The organism is Haloarcula pelagica, assembly GCF_030127105.1.
Lineage (GTDB): Archaea > Halobacteriota > Halobacteria > Halobacteriales > Haloarculaceae > Haloarcula > Haloarcula pelagica.
Map to the genome: position 1 here is coordinate 229,333 of NZ_CP126162.1, position 15,104 is coordinate 244,436.

The following is a 15,104-nucleotide window of genomic DNA, read 5'->3' on the forward strand; positions in this document are numbered from 1 at the left end:
GTGGTTGAACAGTCATTCATATAACTGTGTTGGACCGGAACCGATGGCGTAGGTCAACGGAGGCCGGGTGACTCTGGCTCACCCGCGAATACTTGTGAATGGACTAACAACTATACGGTGCGATACAGCGGTACCGAACGACGGCCGACTCCGACACAGAGCCCCAATGGATATCCAAAACATCGTTTCGACCGACTACACGGAACTGTCACCAGAGACCCCTGTCTCGAAGCTCGTCGGTGTGTTCGACGACCCTGCGGTCAAAGGCGTCGTGGTCCACGGCGACGAGTTCGAGGGAGTCGTAACCAGACGCCAGTTGGCGACATCACACCACCAACCCAACGAGAAGCTCCGCTCGCTCCGCTGGCACGTGCCACGACTCGCGCCGGACGAGGACATCCGGACGGCCGCCCGGTTGATGCTGGACAGCGACTCGCAGTTGCTTCCCGTGTTCGACGGCCCCGAGCTGATCGGCGTGGTCACCGCCGAGGACCTCCTCCAGGCGGTGCGTCCCTTCCTCGACGCGGTGACCGTCGCCGACGCCTACACGCCCGAGATGGTGACAGTCGAACCGGGAACGAGTTTCGGGACGGCACTCAACGTCTTCCGGGAACACCGGATCACACATCTGCCGGTCGTCGACGGCGACACGGCGGTCGGAATCCTGAGTCTCTACGACGTGACCGGTCTCACCGTCAGGGCCACGACACAGAGCCAGGGGGGCGATCCCGGCGGGACCGACCCGTTCGGCGGTGACATCGCCGCCGGAAGCGGCCGCGCACGCGGCGGGGGATTCGGCGCGCGGGACGGCGAACTCACGCGGCTGCTTGATCTCCCGGTACGGGACCTGATGATCGAACCGGTCCGGACGATCCAGCCGACTGCGACGCTGGACGTGGCGCTCGACGCGATGACAGAGATCGACGCCTCGTCGCTGCTGGTCACGGACGACGGCTCGCCGTACGGCATCGTCACGAAGACGGATATCCTCGATTCGCTCACCTGGGAAGCGGGCGGGAACCGCTCCGTCCAGTTGTACGGGGCAGACCTGCTCGACGACATCCAGTACGAGGAGATCGTCGCGATGATCGACAAGTTCGACGACAGGGACCACGACATGAACATCCTCGACGCGAAGATCCACATGCACGAACACGACGAAAAACACCGCGGCACACCGCTGTTGCTCGCCCGGATCCGCCTGCACACCGACCGCGGGCTGTTCGTCGCGTCGGGAGAGGGGTACGGCGCCAGTCACGCCCTCAACGAGGCGCGTGACGTGATGGAGCGACAGATCCGGGACGAGAAAACGTACGGACGCAGCAAGAAGCCGCGGGGCGAGGAGTTCTGGGAGAAACGCTTCGGCTGGCTGCTCGAAGGCGACGGGTGAGGGGACCGGCCAGACAGATTGATGTCAACGGAGACTAATTTACGGGTATGGACTTCGATGCCTTCACCGGCGAGATCCAGCACCGACTCGGCCTCCCCGGAACCGGTGAGACCGTCCGCGCGATCCGAGCGACGCTCATGACCCTCGGGGAACGCCTGCCGGAAGGACAGGCGGCCGACTTCGCCGCGTCGCTGCCGGGCGAGATCCAGTGGTACATGACCGGGGCGGTCCACGAACACGGCCGCCGCTTCGACTGGGCGGAGTTCGTCGACCGTGTCAGCGAGATCGAAGGCGCCGACCGCGCCGATGCGGCGTATCACGCCCGTGTCATCGTCGACCTGGCACACACGGTGGTCCCGCCGTCGGACTTCCAGCAACTGCGGGACGCCCTGCCGGAGAGCGAGGACGACGAGGACTGGCGCAACCTCTTCGAAGTCGTCGACAGCGGTGGCTGGAGCGAGCATTCGTGACCCCTCGGGTGGCCGTTCGCGCAAGACAACTCCCGTAGAACAGGGGACAACCTCACCCGCAGTAACCAAAGTCAACTACTCCTCTAGTGGGGTGATGCCGCGGCAACTACAAATCGCAGCCGATGTAAGGCAAAATTACTTGCGTCGGAGGCCCGGAACACAACCAATGGCGAAGAACGCGGACGACACCGACGAGTTCGGCGTCCTCCGGAGCAAGCGAAACGCGACACGGTATCAGATCCTGGTCCAGATCGCGGAGCGACAGCCCGCGGTGAACCAACAGGAGATCGCGGACGCAATCGGGATCACCGCCCAGGCAGTGAGCGACTACCTCCAGACCCTGAGCGAGGAGAACTACGTCACCAAACACGGCCGTGGTCGGTACGAAGTGACCAAAGAGGGCGTCGACTGGCTGATCTCACAGACGGACGAACTGCGCCACTTCGTGGAACACGTCGCCGAGGACGTGATCGGTCAGGTCGAGGTCGAGACCGCGATCGCGACGACGGCGATCGACGAGGGCGAAACCGTCTCGCTGACCATGCAAGACGGGGCCTTACGCGCCATGGCCGGCGACACCGGGGACGCGACCGCGGTCGCGGTGACGGACGCCGAGGCGGGCCAGGATGTCGGGATCACGAACTTCGAGGGTGTCGTCGATTACGAGCTAGGGTCGGTGACTGTCGTCTCGATCCCGCAGGTCCAGAACGGCGGGAGTTCGGCGGTCGACCCCGCGCGGGTCTCGGCGTTGGTCACGGACCACGACCTGCTGGCGGTCGGCGGCGTCGAGGCGATCGCGGTCGCCGAGGCGGTCGGTCTCGACCCCGACATCCGCTTCGGGAGCGCCGCCGCCGTCCAGGAAGCGGCCGCGAAGGGACTGGACATCCTGTTGCTCTGTGCGACGGATCGGCTCTCCGAACACACAGACTCCCTCCGGGAACACAACCTCAGCTACGAAGTCGTCGACGTGGTGGACGCGTAACGGCTCGATCGGTCTGGGGCGCCCGCTGTCGTCGACAGCGGCCGGACGAAGTGAGCCGCCGATCAGACCAGCAGTTGGATGTCGGCGTCGGCCATATCCTGCAGGGCAGTGGCCGCGCCGACGCCCGTGGTGACGCCGTCGTAGAAGTCGTCCTCGTCGTAGCCCATGAGGTCGATCGTCATCTGACAGGCCTGGAACTCCACGCCCATGTCCAGGCTCGTCTCCAGCAGTTCCTCGATGGTGGCGGTGTCGTTGTCGGCGATCTTCTTCTCCATCATCCGGGTCGTCATCCGGTCCATCCCCGGGAGCGCGGCGACGGCGTTTGGCACCGGCATGTTGGGGTTGCCGACCGAACTCAGCTTGAGGTCTTTCGACCGCTCCTCGTGGAGGATATCCAGCCCCCAGAACGTGTGAAAGACGGTCACGTCGTAGCCGAAGGCGGCGGCGGTGCTGGCGAGGATCAACGGCGGGTAGGCCATGTCCAGTGTCCCCTTCGTCGCGATGATCGACAGCTTCCGCTGGTCGTCGTCCGACTGTGCCTCGGCGAGTGCGGTTTCGAGCTCGTCCACGCGCGCGGCCAGTTCCGCGCGCGAGGGAGCGTCGGCGTCCACCGAATCCGTGCTCTCGTCGGCCGTCGTATCGGTGCTCATCGTTACTCCGTCTTGCGGACGTAGTGGGTATACACGTCGTCCCCGTCCACCTGATCGAGGAGTTCGACGCCGGGGGTCCCCGAGGCCCAGCCGTCGATGTCGCTCATGCTGCCCGGGTCCGTGGCGAGGACTTCGAGCACCTCGCCGGCGTCGAGGTCGTCGATCGCCGTCTTCGTCTTGACCACCGGCATCGGGCACGATGCGCCTTGTACGTCGAGTGTCTCCGCGATGTCGTATTCAGTACTCATTGGGTATCCGCTCCGTTGTATTGTATTGGAGCTATCGAGCAATATACCCTGGGTAGTAAAAAGAATGTTGGTTCTTGTACAATCGTCAAACAACTACGCCCACCACGATCTCGACGTACAGCTCTCGTCTATGTTTTGAGGGCTGAGCGTCGTCTTTGTGGGCGTTCGGAGGAGGGTGTATTGTGTAGTTAGTGAAAATCTATGAAAACGCTTTAGTATGCCCACCCGATACGTGAGTGTACGAGATGAATCCCGAAGACTTCCCGACCCCCGACGCGGACGTGGAGACAGTCGACCCGGTGACGCTGAAAAGCCGCATCGACGACGGTGAGGACGTAACGTTACTCGACGCCCGCATGGCGTCTGAGTACGAGGAGTGGCACATCGACGGCGACACCGTCACCTCGCTCAACGTTCCGTACTTCGAGTTCCTCGACGACGACATCGACGACGAGGTCCTCGCGCAGGTCCCCGACGACCGCGAGGTGACCGTCCTCTGTGCGAAAGGCGGCGCCAGCGAGTTCGTCGCCGGGACCCTGGCCGACCGCGGCTACGATGTCGACCACCTCGACGGCGGGATGAACGGCTGGGCGGAGATCTACGAGGCGGTCGAGGTCACGGACTACGAGGGCGCGGGGACGCTCCTGCAGTACCAGCGCCCGTCGTCGGGCTGTCTCGGCTACTTCCTCTACGACGACGGCGAGGCCGCGGTGATCGACCCGCTGCGGGCGTTCACCGACCGGTACCTGGACGACGCCGACGAACTGGGCGTCGACCTCCGGTACGCGCTCGATACGCACATCCACGCCGACCACGTCTCGGGCGTGCGCAAACTGGACGAGCGGGGTGTCGAGGGCGTCGTCCCGGCGGCGGCGGTCGACCGCGGTGTCACCTACGCCGACGAACTGACGACGGCCGCCGACGGTGACGAGTTCCGGGTCGGCGAGGCGACCATCGAGACGGTCCACACACCCGGCCACACCACGGGCATGACTTCCTATCTCGTCGACGGCGGCCTGCTTGCGACCGGTGACGGCCTCTTCGTCGAGAGCGTCGCCCGCCCGGACCTCGAAGAGGGCGACGACGGTGCCCCCGAAGCCGCACGGCTGCTCTACGAGAGCCTCCAGGAGCGTGTCCTGTCGCTGCCCGAGGACACGCTGATCGGCGGCGCGCACTTCAGCGACGCCGCAGCGCCGGCCGCCGACGGGACCTACACGGCACCGATCGGCGACCTCGTCGCGGAGATGGACGCGCTGACGATGGCCGAACAGGAGTTCGTCGACCTGATCCTCTCGGACATGCCGCCGCGGCCGGCCAACTACGAGGAGATCATCGCCACCAACCTCGGCCAGAACGCCGTCGACGACGACGAGGCGTTCACGCTCGAACTCGGTCCGAACAACTGTGCAGCGAGCCAGGAGTCGCTGGCGGGTGACTAAGTGCCGATGGTAGCAGATACAGCCGTCCTGCAGATCGCCCCGGAGCTGTTTCCCAACGGTATCGGCCGCTACGCCGTCGGTGGTCTGCTCGTCGGGCTCGGCGTGGTGGTCATCTATCTGGGGACCGGCATCAGCGCCGGCGCGAGCACCTTCCTGGAGTCGACGCTGTCGTACGTCTCCGAGCAGTCCCGGTTCCAGCGATACGTCGCCTCGCGGGACTGGCGCCTCGTGTTCACCGCCGGGATCGTCCTGGGTGGGTTCCTGTTCGCGCTGACGGTCCAGTCCGGTCTGCTGTCGAGTTCGCTCTACCAGCCGGGGACCACCGGACAGCTCCACCAGCTCGGCGGGTTCACGTTCTGGACGACGAACGTCCAGCCGTGGCGGCTGTTCCTCGGCGGGACGCTGGTCGGGATCGGCACCCGGATCGGGAAGGGGTGTACCTCGGGCCACGGCGTCTGTGGCGTCGGTTCGGCCTCCAAGACATCCATCGTGGGCGTGCTCACGTTCCTCGCGGTCGCCATCGGCACCGCACAGATCGTCGCGGCGCTGGGGGTGAGCCCCTGATGGCGGACCGCCACCCGCTGTTCAAGCCGCTGATCTTCGTCGGCGGCCTGATCTTCGGGTTCGGGCTGGGCTTCAGCCACATGGCGCGGCCGGAGGTCGTGCTCCAGTTCCTCCAGTTCGAGGACTTCGGGCTGGTGTTCGTGATGTTCGGGGCGGCGATCGTCTCCGGCGTCGCCTTCGCGGTACTGCCCCGGATCAGCGACCGGGCACCGCTGACCGGCGACGCCTACGAGCGCCGTCTGAAAGCCTTCGACCGGAACGTCCTGATCGGCGGCGGGATCTTCGGCGTGGGCTGGGGGCTGTCCGGGATCTGCCCGGGAGCGGCCTACGCCAGCCTCGGTGTCGGCAACGTGACGATCCTCTGGGCGCTGGCCGGGATGTTCCTCGGCGCGTACGCACAGGGGTACTGGCGGAGTCGAGCGGCAGACGCCGGTCCCGCTGTCACGGGGGCGGACTGACGCGACAACGCACGATATTCGCATGGAACCCGCAGTAATCGGCCTGTTTCTGGTCGCCGGAGTGGCGAGTTTCTTCATGGCCTGGGTGATCGGTGCCGGCTCCAGCGGCGCGACGCCGTTCGCTCCCGCAGTCGGTGCGAACGCCATCTCGACGATGCGGGCGGCCTTCGTCGTCGGCCTGCTCGGGTTCGCCGGCGCTGTCGTCCAGGGGGCGAACGTCTCCCAGGCGATCGGCAGCGGCCTCGTCGGCGGCGTCACCCTGCCGGTGACCGGCGTCATCGTCGTCCTGCTGATCGGCGCCGGTCTGATGGCGCTTGGGATCAAGACCGGCTACCCGATCGCCACGGCGTTTACCGTCACCGGTGCCGTCGTCGGCGTCGGGCTGGCGATGGGCGGCTCGCCCGTCTGGTCGAAGTACCTCCAGATCGGGACGGTCTGGGTGTTGACGCCGTTCGTCGGCGGCGGGATCGCCTACGGGATCGCCAGTGTCCTGCCCCGGCCGGACGTGCCCGAGCGCTACAGCGTCGCCGTGCTCGCCGGACTCGTCGGCGCCGTGCTCGCGAACGTCAGGTTCGCGTCGCTCGGACCGGGGGCGCGATGGGGTCGCTGGTCGGAGCCGGCCAGCGGGCGATCGGTGTCGACGGGATGGCGGTCCCGGTCGCACTCTCGGGGCTGCTGGCGGTCGCGGTCGCCGGCGTCGTCTCCTGGGACATCCGGCGGGACCTGGACGGCGGGCTCCGGCGCGTCCTGCTGGCGCTTGGCTCGCTCGTGGCCTTCTCGGCGGGCGGGAGCCAGGTCGGGCTCGCCGTCGGGCCGCTCGTCCCGCTGCTCGAACAGGCCGAGGTCGTCTCCCTGCTCGCGGTCCTGCTCGGTGGCGGGCTCGGCATGCTCGCGGGCTCCTGGACCGGCGCGCCGCGGATGATCAAGTCCCTGTCGCAGGATTACTCCTCGCTCGGGCCGCGCCGTTCGATCGCCGCGCTGGTCCCGTCCTTCCTGATCGCACAACTGGCGGTGCTTCTGGGCGTCCCGGTGTCGTTCAACGAGATCGTCGTCAGCGCGATCATCGGCAGCGGGGCCGCCGTCGGCGGTGGCGAGGCGGTGAGCGGCCGGAAGATCGGGCTGACCGTCGGTGCGTGGGCCGGTTCGTTCGGCCTGGCGTTCGTGCTGGGCTACGGGCTCGCTCACGCCGTGCCGATGGGCTGACCGGCCGCCACGGGGTCGGGGCGGCAGTGCGGTTACGAGGACTCGTCGGGGAAAGCCCGCGTCGCGGTCGCCTTGAACGACACGGCGATCGGATCACCGCGCTCCAGTGCCAGCGTCTCGACGCTCGTCTGTGTCACCAGTGCCCCCACGGCGATGTCGGCGCCGATGTCGACCGTGACGCGCGCGACGGCGTCACCGACAGCGATATCGCCGACTGTGCCCCGAAACCGGTTGCGGGCGCTGGTCTCGGTCTCCGGGACGCTCCCCGCAGGATGGAGCGTGACGGCGTCTTCCCGGACCGAGAGTCGAACCCGGTCGGTCGCGGCGGGCACCATCGCCCGGACGGGGCCGGCGTCGGTCTCGACCGTCCCGAGTTCCCCGTCCCGTTCGACGACGGTCCCGTCCAGTACCGTCTCCTCGACTTCGGTCAACCCGGTGAACTCGGCCCGGACGCGGTCGAACTCCGCGAGGAGGTCGGTCGCGGTCGCCGTCAGCGAACTGCCGCCGCCGCCGGCCCCGCCGCGCTGTCGGTCGACCAACTGGCCCAGGGCGGCTTCGAGTTCGACGACCCGCTGTTGGGACCGCGAGTACGAGCGGTCCAGCGCGGCCGCGGCCCCGTTGAGCGAGCCCTGCTCCCGGACCGCCCTGAGCAGTTCCACGTCCCGCCGAGTGACCCGCACCTCGTCCGTGTCGAGGTGGGCGTCGAACGCCGCGTCGAGGTCCATACGGGCGTCTCGCGGCCCACGAGCAAAACGGTTATGCCGCTGTCGACACAACGCCGATGTGTCTATGGGGAAACAACGGAGGGAAACACCGCATCGATCCCGCCGGGGGTTCCTCCGGACGGCCGGCGCCGCGGCCGGCGTCGCGCTCGCGGGCTGTCTCACCAGCGGACGGCCCGCGACCGGTTCGCCCGTGACGGTCCTCGCGGCCGGCAGTCTCCAGCACGCCCTGGAGACCGGTCTGAAACCTGCGGTCGACGCGTCGCTCCGGGTCGAAGCACACGGCTCGGCGACGGTCGCCCGACTGGTGGCGGAGGGCCAGCGCGACCCCGACATCGTCGCCGTCGCCGACACCGCGCTGTTCGGGGAACCGCTGTCGGTGCCGTGGTACGCGGTCTTCGCGAGCAACGCGGTCGTCCTCGCGTACAACCCGGACACCGACGGCGGGGAGCGGGTCGAAGCGGCGGGGAGCGACCGGTGGTACGAACCGCTGCTCGCGGGGGAAGTCGCGCTCGGCCGGACGGACCCGGACCAGGACCCACTGGGCTACCGGACCCTGTTCGCGCTCGAACTCGCGTCGCGGTACTACGACGACGCGCCCGACCTCCGGGCGACGCTGCCGGCCCGCGACCAGGTGTATCCGGAGACGGGGTTGCTCAGCCAGTTCGAGACCGGGAGCGTCGACGCCGCCTTCGCCTACCGGAACATGGCCGTCGAGCGCGGCTACGACTACGTCGAGCTCCCAGGGCAGATCGACCTCGGCGACCCGGCGTACGTCGATGAGTGGTATTCGACGGTGTCGTACGAACTGGCCGGCGGCCGGCGGATCGACGGCGGGCTCATCGGCTACGGCGCGACGATCCGAACGTCCGATGGGCCGGCCCGTGCGGTGTTCGACCGCCTCGTGGCCGGGTCCTACCTGGCCGATTCGGGATTCCTGCTACGCGAACAGTTCCCCCGGTACGCGGGCGACGTGCCGGCGGCCGTCGACACGGCAACCGGAGGTGGGTAACCGATGGCGACACGCACACACGCCGGCCGGCTGCAGTCGCGCGACTGGCTCTCGGTGGCGCTCGTCCTCGGCGGACTGTTGGTCCTCTACTACCTCGTCCCGCTCGCGTCGCTGCTCCTGTCGGCTTCGCCGGGGGCTGTCCTCGGGCGGCTGGCCGACCCCGCCGTCCGGAGCGCCGCGGGAACGTCGCTGCTGTCGGCGTCGATCACGACCGTCCTGGCCACGGTGTTCGGGCTCCCGCTCGCGTACTGGCTGGCCCGCACGTCGACTCCCTGGAAGCCGCTCGTCCTCGCGGTCGTCGTCCTGCCGCTGGTCGTCCCGCCGACCGTCGGCGGGGTCGTGTTGCTCACCGTCGTCGGCCCGAACACGCTCGTCGGCGGGACGGCGGCGGCGCTGGGGCTCCCGCTGACCCGCTCGCTGGCCGGCGTGGTACTCGCCCAGACGTTCGTGGCGTCGCCGTTCGTCGTCGTGACGGCCAAAGCCGCCTTCGAGAGCGTCGACCGGACGCTGGAACACGCCTCCCGGTCGCTGGGTAAGAGCAGGCTGGCGACCGCCAGGAACGTCACCCTCCCGCTGGCCGGCCCGGGCATCGCCGCCGGGGTGACCCTCGCGTTTGCGCGGTCGATCGGCGAGTTCGGCGCCACGATGATGGTCGCGTACTACCCGCGGACGCTGCCGGTCGAGATCTGGGTCTCGTTCGTCTCGACCGGCCTGGACGCGGCGTATCCGGTCGCGATCCTCCTGGTCGTCGTCGCGGTCGGCGCACTGCTCGTCCTCAACACCGTCGCGGCCAATCCCTGGGAATGACACTGGAACTCACACGGCTCGCGAAGTCCTACGGCAGCTTCGACTTCGGCCCGGTCGATCTGACGGTCGGGCAGGAGGTCCTCGCGCTGCTTGGCCCCTCCGGGAGCGGGAAGACGACGCTGCTCTCGTTGATCACCGGGATCACGAGCCCCGATACGGGCTCGATCAGCCTCGACGGCCGGGCGCTGTCGGGGGTCCCACTGGAGGCGCGACGGGTCGGGATGGTGTTCCAGGACGGGGCGCTGTTCCCGCACATGACGGCTCGCGAGAACGTCGCGTACGCGGGGGCCGACGGCGACCGTATCCGCGAACTGGCGGCCCTGCTCGAACTCGACGGCGTCCTGGATCGCACCCCCGACACCCTCTCCGGCGGGGAACGCCAGCGGGTCGCGCTCGCGCGGACGCTGGCGGCCGACCCGGACGCCCTGTTGCTGGACGAACCGCTGTCGAGCCTCGACGCACCGATCCGGCGCCGTCTCCGGGAGGAACTCCACGGGCTGTTCGACTCGCTTTCGATCCCGGTCGTCTACGTCACCCACGACCAGCGGACGGCGACGGCCCTGGGGGACCGACTCGCCATCCTCCGGGACGGCGGCCTCGAACAGGTCGGGCCGCCGCCGAGCGTGCTGGACCGACCGGCCAACCGGTTCGTCGCCCGCTTTACCGGGAACGAGAACCGCTTCGACGGCCACGTGACCGAGCGGACCGACGATGGGGCACTCGTTCAGGTCGGCGAGAAGACGCTCCGGACCGCCGTCGTCGACCCGCCTGCGGACGCCGTCACCGTCTGTCTCCACCCGTCGCGGGTGACACTCCACACTCCCGGCGCGGCCCCCGACCCCGAGGCGGCCGGCAAGGCCGACGGCTTCGGCACAGCGAACGTCCTCACCGGCACGGTCACGCGTTGGTTGAACGAGGGGACGAGCTACCGGGTCGCGGTCGAGTGCGGACCACTCACCGTCACGGCGACCGTCCACCCGCCCGTCTTCGACCGGCTCTCGATCGACACCGGGGAGACGGTTCGCGTGTCGCTCCCCCGGGAGTCGATCCACCTGCTCGGAGCCGGCGAGGCACCGTGACGAGTGTCGCTCAGGACGGCGCGTCGGCGAGCCAGTCTTCGAGCGTGTCGGTGAGGAGGCGCCGGAACCCCTCGACATCGAGGTCGAGCGCGACGGTGCCGTTCGGCGCCTCGTCGGACACGCCGTGGAGATCACAGGCCAGCGCGCCTCGGTCGAGCGCGGAGTCCGTGCCGACTTCCATGTGGCAGTCGGTCGTCTCCAGCAGCCCCCCGTCGAGCAGGTGGGCCACGGCCGCGGCGTCGTGGATCGGCGCGGCGTCGAGGTCGTAGCGAGCGAGCGCCTCGTCGTCGTAGTAGGTCAGCCACTCGGCGAGCAGTCGGCCGCGGTCGGTGTCGCGGTCGAGCGCGTCGATCCACGCCGGCCGGAGCGTCGCCTTGAGGGTGGCGTCCAGGCCGACCACGGTCGGCTCACACTCCGCGATCACCTTGCGGGCGGCGTGTGGGTCCGAGTGAAAGTTCGCCTCCGCGAGCGGCGTCACGTTCCCGTGGGCCGAGACCGTCCCGCCCATGACGACGAACTCGTCGAGCAACTCCGGGAGGGCGGGTTCGATGGCCGCCGCGAGGGCGACGTTGGTCAGCGGTCCGAGCGCGACCAGCGAGAGGTCGCCGTCGTGTGCTCGGGCCTGGTCGACGATGAACTGCGCGGCGTGTGTCTCGACCGTGGCCGGCGTCTCGGACGCGTCGGGGAGGTCGCCGCGAATCCCGTCCGGGCCGTGGATGTGCTCGGCGGTCGACCGCGGCACGAGCAACGGGTCGGTCGCCCCCTGCGCGATCGGCACCGCTTCGACATCGAACAGCGCAGCGAGCGCACGGGCGTTTCGCGTGGTGTTTGCCACCGTGCTGTTCCCGTGGGTCGTCGTGATGGCCTGGAGATCGAGGGCCGGATGGGTCGTGGCGAGCGCGAGCGCGACGGCGTCGTCACAGCCCGGGTCGGCATCGATCAGGAGCGGAGTCGACACACACGGTCTCTCGCCTCCAGTGACTAAACGACGGCGACCAGTGGGAGAGACGCCGGAGGGGACTGCGTGCCGGCCGGTCACCCGGTGTCTATCGGCGGGGTGTCCCGTCCCGGAGCCTCACTCGGCGTCGACGACGGACGCGAACGCGACGTTCTGTTTCACGCGTTCGACCTCGACGGTCGGTTCCTGACCGGGTTCCGTCTCCGGAACGATGACGACGTAGCCGCGTTCGACCTTCGCGATACCGTCGCCCTGATCGCCGATAGACTCGATCGTCACCGTCCGGACTTCGCCCTCGTCGACGGGCGGGGACGGTGGTCCGGGTTCGCGGTCGATCTCCGCCAGTTCGGCCGTGTCCGGATCGGGAGTGGACTCCGCCGGTTCGCCGCTGGGATGGGGGAGAACGCCGATTCGATACGTCCGGCCGGCCTCGATCGCGTCGACTTCGATCTCGTCTTCGGGGACTTCGATGACGAACCGACCGTTCCGTTCCTCGACAGTTCCGCTGAACAGCGACGTGAGTCGTTCGGGAATCTCGACCATACCACACACTGTGTCTCCTGGTAAATAATCGCTGGTAGTCTCCCCGTCCCGCTGGCGGACCAGCGACACCGGTTCGGTAATCGGCGAATAACTATTCGCGCCCCTCCGAAGGTGAAACTGGTCGACATGGCTCACCAGTACTCCTGCTCAGCGTGCGAGTTTCAGGTCCGATCGGAGAACGACGACGAACTCATCGAGCTCGTCCAGCACCACGCACAGGAATATCACGATATGTCGCCCTCCGCTGGCGACATCCGCGACGGGATGAAGACGGTATAGGCATCCAAAACGCCGATTTAGCGCCGTTCTCGCCGGAGTGGGACGACAGTCCACTCCACTCGTTCCGGGAGTAACGTCACGACGACTGTGGCCACACCAGCGGGCCGGACCGTTCGCTCGGCCAGTCGTGTCCCCGTCGTGCGGGCGACAGTGATGGTTACGTCTGCCGTTGCCACGTCGGCGGTCGGGGTACCGCCCGCGTTCCCCGCGGCGACGGCCTCGGGAAATCGCCGACCACGGCCCGCAAGCACGGTCACGGTCCGTTCGAACTGTCGAGTTCCGTCGCGGGAGCTAGCGAGGACGACGGATCGACGATACGGAGACTCGTTCCTGACGGCGAGGTCGACACCGTCCAGGCGGCGTCCGGAGTCGGCGGTCGTGGGAACTGGGGCAGGGGTAACCGGTCGCCGAGGACGGTCCGGGCCGACACAGCCGCAGGTACCGCCCGCGAGGACGGCGGAGAGGAACCGCCGCCGGGACCAGACGGGAGTCACGTGCCGTCGGTCGGGGGACAGCGACGGTACTCGGTTCGTACCGCTGCGGTGTCCGGCGGTCGGGTCGGTCTGTGCGTGTCGATCGCAGCGAGGGCGGCCGACATACACACGACGACGGCCGGAACCGGCATAACTGTGCGGGACCGATCACCACCAGTCGATCTGGCGATCCAAAATTCGCTTTTACGGGTCCAAAAGATCTAATCCCCGGGTCGGCTGTCGGTTTTCTTTTACGAATATATGCGAGTGGGTCCAGTTACTCGATTAGGTTCCTACAGTGACGATATTGCGCTATCAATACTTGGTATCCATCGACTAATCAGGGGCTTTCGATTGTTTACTTCGATTACCGAACAGTACTGGGAACAAAACGACATCGACGGGAGGGACAAAGTGCAGGCGAGTCGTGCCGTCAACGATCGTACGACGTTCGGGAGTGGCAAACGAGCGTTTCATCACGCCGGGACGGCGGCCGGACACCCGCAGAAACTGGGAGCGACAGGTATATTGAATAACAGTCGTACACACGGTTGTCGTACCGGAGTGCAGAGGACCACCCCCGATCAGAGGATAACACCTGTACAGTCGTTACGTCGAGGCTGCGAGAAGCGGGTACTGCGGAATCCGCGTGCGAACGGCAGGAGTGCCGGTGCAACGTGACTGGTCACGCACCCCGTCGACGCTCCCCACCGAGGGATTCGCTCCGACATCGGTGGGTCCGGTCGGGACCGTCCGAACAGTCGGTTCGCGAGTCGCGAACGGCCGGAAACACGGCCGGAACTGGCCCCCAGCACGGGATCGAGTAACGACCTCACACACGAATTGCCGCCCAGCTGTGGGGAGTGGCGACGACGAACGGCGGTCGGATACCGCTGTAGCCACACGGTACCAGCTATTTGCGTCTCGCAAACGGGTAGCCACCTCATCGCGGCACGGAGCGCCGCGATCTCTCCCGTCTCGGTCGGGGAACAGGTCCCTGGAGAGGAACGCGGAAATCGACAGCGTTTGGCTCCTGCGAACGTTTCAGACCTGCGTCGCGTTCACTTCGATCACGTTGGCCGCACCCTGGACGATCTCCGGGAGTTCCTCGTGGAACCGGTCGCCCTTGAACCGGCTCGTCGGCCCCGAGATACTGATTGCGCCGCAGATGTCGCCGGTCGGGTGTTCGATCGGGGCGGCGATACACCGGAGTCCCTGGAGGATCTCCTCGTCGTCGAAAGCGACCCCCTCCTCACGGATTCGATCGAGGGTCTCGAACAGTTCCGCCCGGCTGGAGACGGTGTTTTTGGTCCGCGCTGGCAGCCCGTGTCGATCGATGATCTCGTCGATGCGCTCGGTCGAGAGTTGCGAGAGGATCGCCTTCCCCAGTGCCGTGCAGTGGAGGTCTTTCCGGTTCCCGGTGTAGGAGGCCGTCTGGATCGCGTTCTCGCCGCGCGCCTTGTGGAGGTAGACGCCGCGCCCGTGCTCTTCGACCATGAACTGCGCGACCTCGCCGGTCTCCTCGGCGAGTCGGTCGACTTCCTCCTTTGCCACCTCGTAGATGTCGACCTGGTTTTTCGCGTACTCGCCGATGTCGACGAACCGCAGGCTGATCTCGTATGTGTCGCCCTGTTTCACGACGAACTCGTTGTCCGCCAGCGTCGCGAGGTGACTGTGGATCGTGGCTTTCGACCGCCCCAACTGGTCGGCGAGTTCGGAGACTCCTGCCCCGTCGTTCTCACGGAGGGCTTCGAGGATGTCACAGGAGATCTGGACTGCCTGGACGCGTCGGCCGGACCCGGGCTGGCTCGATGGCTCGCTCATGTG

General features: G+C 67.5%; 17 protein-coding genes and 1 pseudogene. 11 read left to right on the forward strand and 7 right to left on the reverse strand.

Annotation, left to right across the window (positions count from 1 at the left end):
- Positions 1 to 166 precede the first annotated feature (166 nt).
- From P1L40_RS19800 to P1L40_RS19810, 3 genes are all read left to right on the forward strand, one after another.
- Positions 167 to 1,390, forward strand: coding sequence for a CBS domain-containing protein (locus P1L40_RS19800; protein ID WP_284011532.1), 1,224 nt, complete (start codon positions 167 to 169; stop codon positions 1,388 to 1,390).
- Between the two features lie 47 nt (positions 1,391 to 1,437).
- A complete protein-coding gene (locus tag P1L40_RS19805) occupies positions 1,438 to 1,860 on the forward strand; it encodes a DUF2267 domain-containing protein (protein WP_284011533.1) in 423 nt (140 codons plus the stop codon).
- Positions 1,861 to 2,026: 166 nt separating this feature from the next.
- The gene (locus tag P1L40_RS19810) at positions 2,027 to 2,842 is read left to right on the forward strand and encodes a DUF7839 domain-containing protein (RefSeq protein WP_284011534.1); all 816 of its coding nucleotides are present in this window, start codon (positions 2,027 to 2,029) and stop codon (positions 2,840 to 2,842) included.
- A 62-nt stretch (positions 2,843 to 2,904) separates the two neighbouring features.
- On the opposite strand, the gene P1L40_RS19815 is transcribed toward P1L40_RS19810, so the two are convergent.
- A complete protein-coding gene (locus P1L40_RS19815; protein ID WP_284011535.1) occupies positions 2,905 to 3,492 on the reverse strand; it encodes a DsrE/DsrF/DrsH-like family protein in 588 nt (195 codons plus the stop codon).
- A gap of 2 nt (positions 3,493 to 3,494) precedes the next feature.
- The gene (locus tag P1L40_RS19820; RefSeq protein WP_284011536.1) at positions 3,495 to 3,740 is read right to left on the reverse strand and encodes a sulfurtransferase TusA family protein; all 246 of its coding nucleotides are present in this window, start codon (positions 3,738 to 3,740) and stop codon (positions 3,495 to 3,497) included.
- Between the two features lie 245 nt (positions 3,741 to 3,985).
- Here P1L40_RS19820 and P1L40_RS19825 point away from each other — a divergent pair, with 245 nt between their 5' ends.
- The 4 genes and pseudogenes from P1L40_RS19825 to P1L40_RS19840 all read left to right on the forward strand — a co-directional run bounded on the left by P1L40_RS19825 (position 3,986) and on the right by P1L40_RS19840 (position 7,404).
- Positions 3,986 to 5,179, forward strand: coding sequence for an MBL fold metallo-hydrolase (locus tag P1L40_RS19825; RefSeq protein WP_284011537.1), 1,194 nt, complete (start codon positions 3,986 to 3,988; stop codon positions 5,177 to 5,179).
- 6 nt (positions 5,180 to 5,185) lie between these two features.
- Entirely contained in the window at positions 5,186 to 5,743 is a 558-nt protein-coding gene (locus P1L40_RS19830) for a YeeE/YedE family protein (protein ID WP_284011538.1), read from the forward strand.
- A complete protein-coding gene (locus tag P1L40_RS19835; protein WP_284011539.1) occupies positions 5,743 to 6,201 on the forward strand; it encodes a DUF6691 family protein in 459 nt (152 codons plus the stop codon). Before P1L40_RS19830 ends, P1L40_RS19835 begins: the two co-directional genes overlap by 1 nt.
- Positions 6,202 to 6,223: 22 nt before the next feature.
- Positions 6,224 to 7,404: pseudogene (locus P1L40_RS19840) on the forward strand (anion permease).
- 32 nt (positions 7,405 to 7,436) lie between these two features.
- Here P1L40_RS19840 and P1L40_RS19845 read toward each other — a convergent pair.
- Positions 7,437 to 8,129 carry a TOBE domain-containing protein gene (locus tag P1L40_RS19845; RefSeq protein ID WP_284011540.1) on the reverse strand — a complete coding sequence of 231 codons (693 nt, stop codon included), beginning with the start codon at positions 8,127 to 8,129 and terminating at the stop codon, positions 7,437 to 7,439.
- Between the two features lie 64 nt (positions 8,130 to 8,193).
- Between P1L40_RS19845 and P1L40_RS19850 the strand changes: the two genes are divergently transcribed.
- Genes P1L40_RS19850 through P1L40_RS19860 form a run of 3 tightly spaced genes read left to right on the forward strand, consistent with a single transcriptional unit; the run spans position 8,194 to position 11,024 of the window.
- A complete protein-coding gene (locus P1L40_RS19850) occupies positions 8,194 to 9,138 on the forward strand; it encodes an extracellular solute-binding protein (protein WP_284011541.1) in 945 nt (314 codons plus the stop codon).
- A 3-nt stretch (positions 9,139 to 9,141) separates the two neighbouring features.
- Positions 9,142 to 9,945: an ABC transporter permease subunit gene (locus P1L40_RS19855; RefSeq protein WP_284011542.1), complete on the forward strand. Its 804-nt coding sequence runs from the start codon at positions 9,142 to 9,144 to the stop codon at positions 9,943 to 9,945.
- On the forward strand, positions 9,942 to 11,024 hold the full coding sequence (locus P1L40_RS19860; protein ID WP_284011543.1) for an ABC transporter ATP-binding protein: 1,083 nt from the start codon (positions 9,942 to 9,944) through the stop codon (positions 11,022 to 11,024). The genes P1L40_RS19855 and P1L40_RS19860 overlap by 4 nt, the downstream gene beginning before the upstream one ends.
- A gap of 10 nt (positions 11,025 to 11,034) precedes the next feature.
- Here P1L40_RS19860 and P1L40_RS19865 read toward each other — a convergent pair whose 3' ends face one another.
- Both P1L40_RS19865 and P1L40_RS19870 read right to left on the reverse strand, forming a co-directional pair.
- Positions 11,035 to 11,982 (reverse strand): nucleoside hydrolase, encoded by a 948-nt coding sequence (locus P1L40_RS19865; RefSeq protein WP_284011119.1) that lies wholly within the window; start codon positions 11,980 to 11,982, stop codon positions 11,035 to 11,037.
- A gap of 117 nt (positions 11,983 to 12,099) precedes the next feature.
- On the reverse strand, positions 12,100 to 12,525 hold the full coding sequence (locus P1L40_RS19870) for a TRAM domain-containing protein (RefSeq protein WP_284011120.1): 426 nt from the start codon (positions 12,523 to 12,525) through the stop codon (positions 12,100 to 12,102).
- Positions 12,526 to 12,651: 126 nt separating this feature from the next.
- Between P1L40_RS19870 and P1L40_RS19875 the strand changes: the two genes are divergently transcribed.
- A complete protein-coding gene (locus P1L40_RS19875; protein ID WP_284011121.1) occupies positions 12,652 to 12,804 on the forward strand; it encodes a DUF1059 domain-containing protein in 153 nt (50 codons plus the stop codon).
- 17 nt (positions 12,805 to 12,821) lie between these two features.
- On the opposite strand, the gene P1L40_RS19880 is transcribed toward P1L40_RS19875, so the two are convergent.
- Together P1L40_RS19880 and P1L40_RS19885 are read right to left on the reverse strand one after the other, a co-directional pair.
- Positions 12,822 to 13,298: a hypothetical protein gene (locus P1L40_RS19880; protein WP_284011122.1), complete on the reverse strand. Its 477-nt coding sequence runs from the start codon at positions 13,296 to 13,298 to the stop codon at positions 12,822 to 12,824.
- Positions 13,299 to 14,321: 1,023 nt separating this feature from the next.
- Positions 14,322 to 15,101, reverse strand: coding sequence for an IclR family transcriptional regulator (locus P1L40_RS19885; protein ID WP_284011123.1), 780 nt, complete (start codon positions 15,099 to 15,101; stop codon positions 14,322 to 14,324).
- Positions 15,102 to 15,104: the final 3 nt, after the last annotated feature.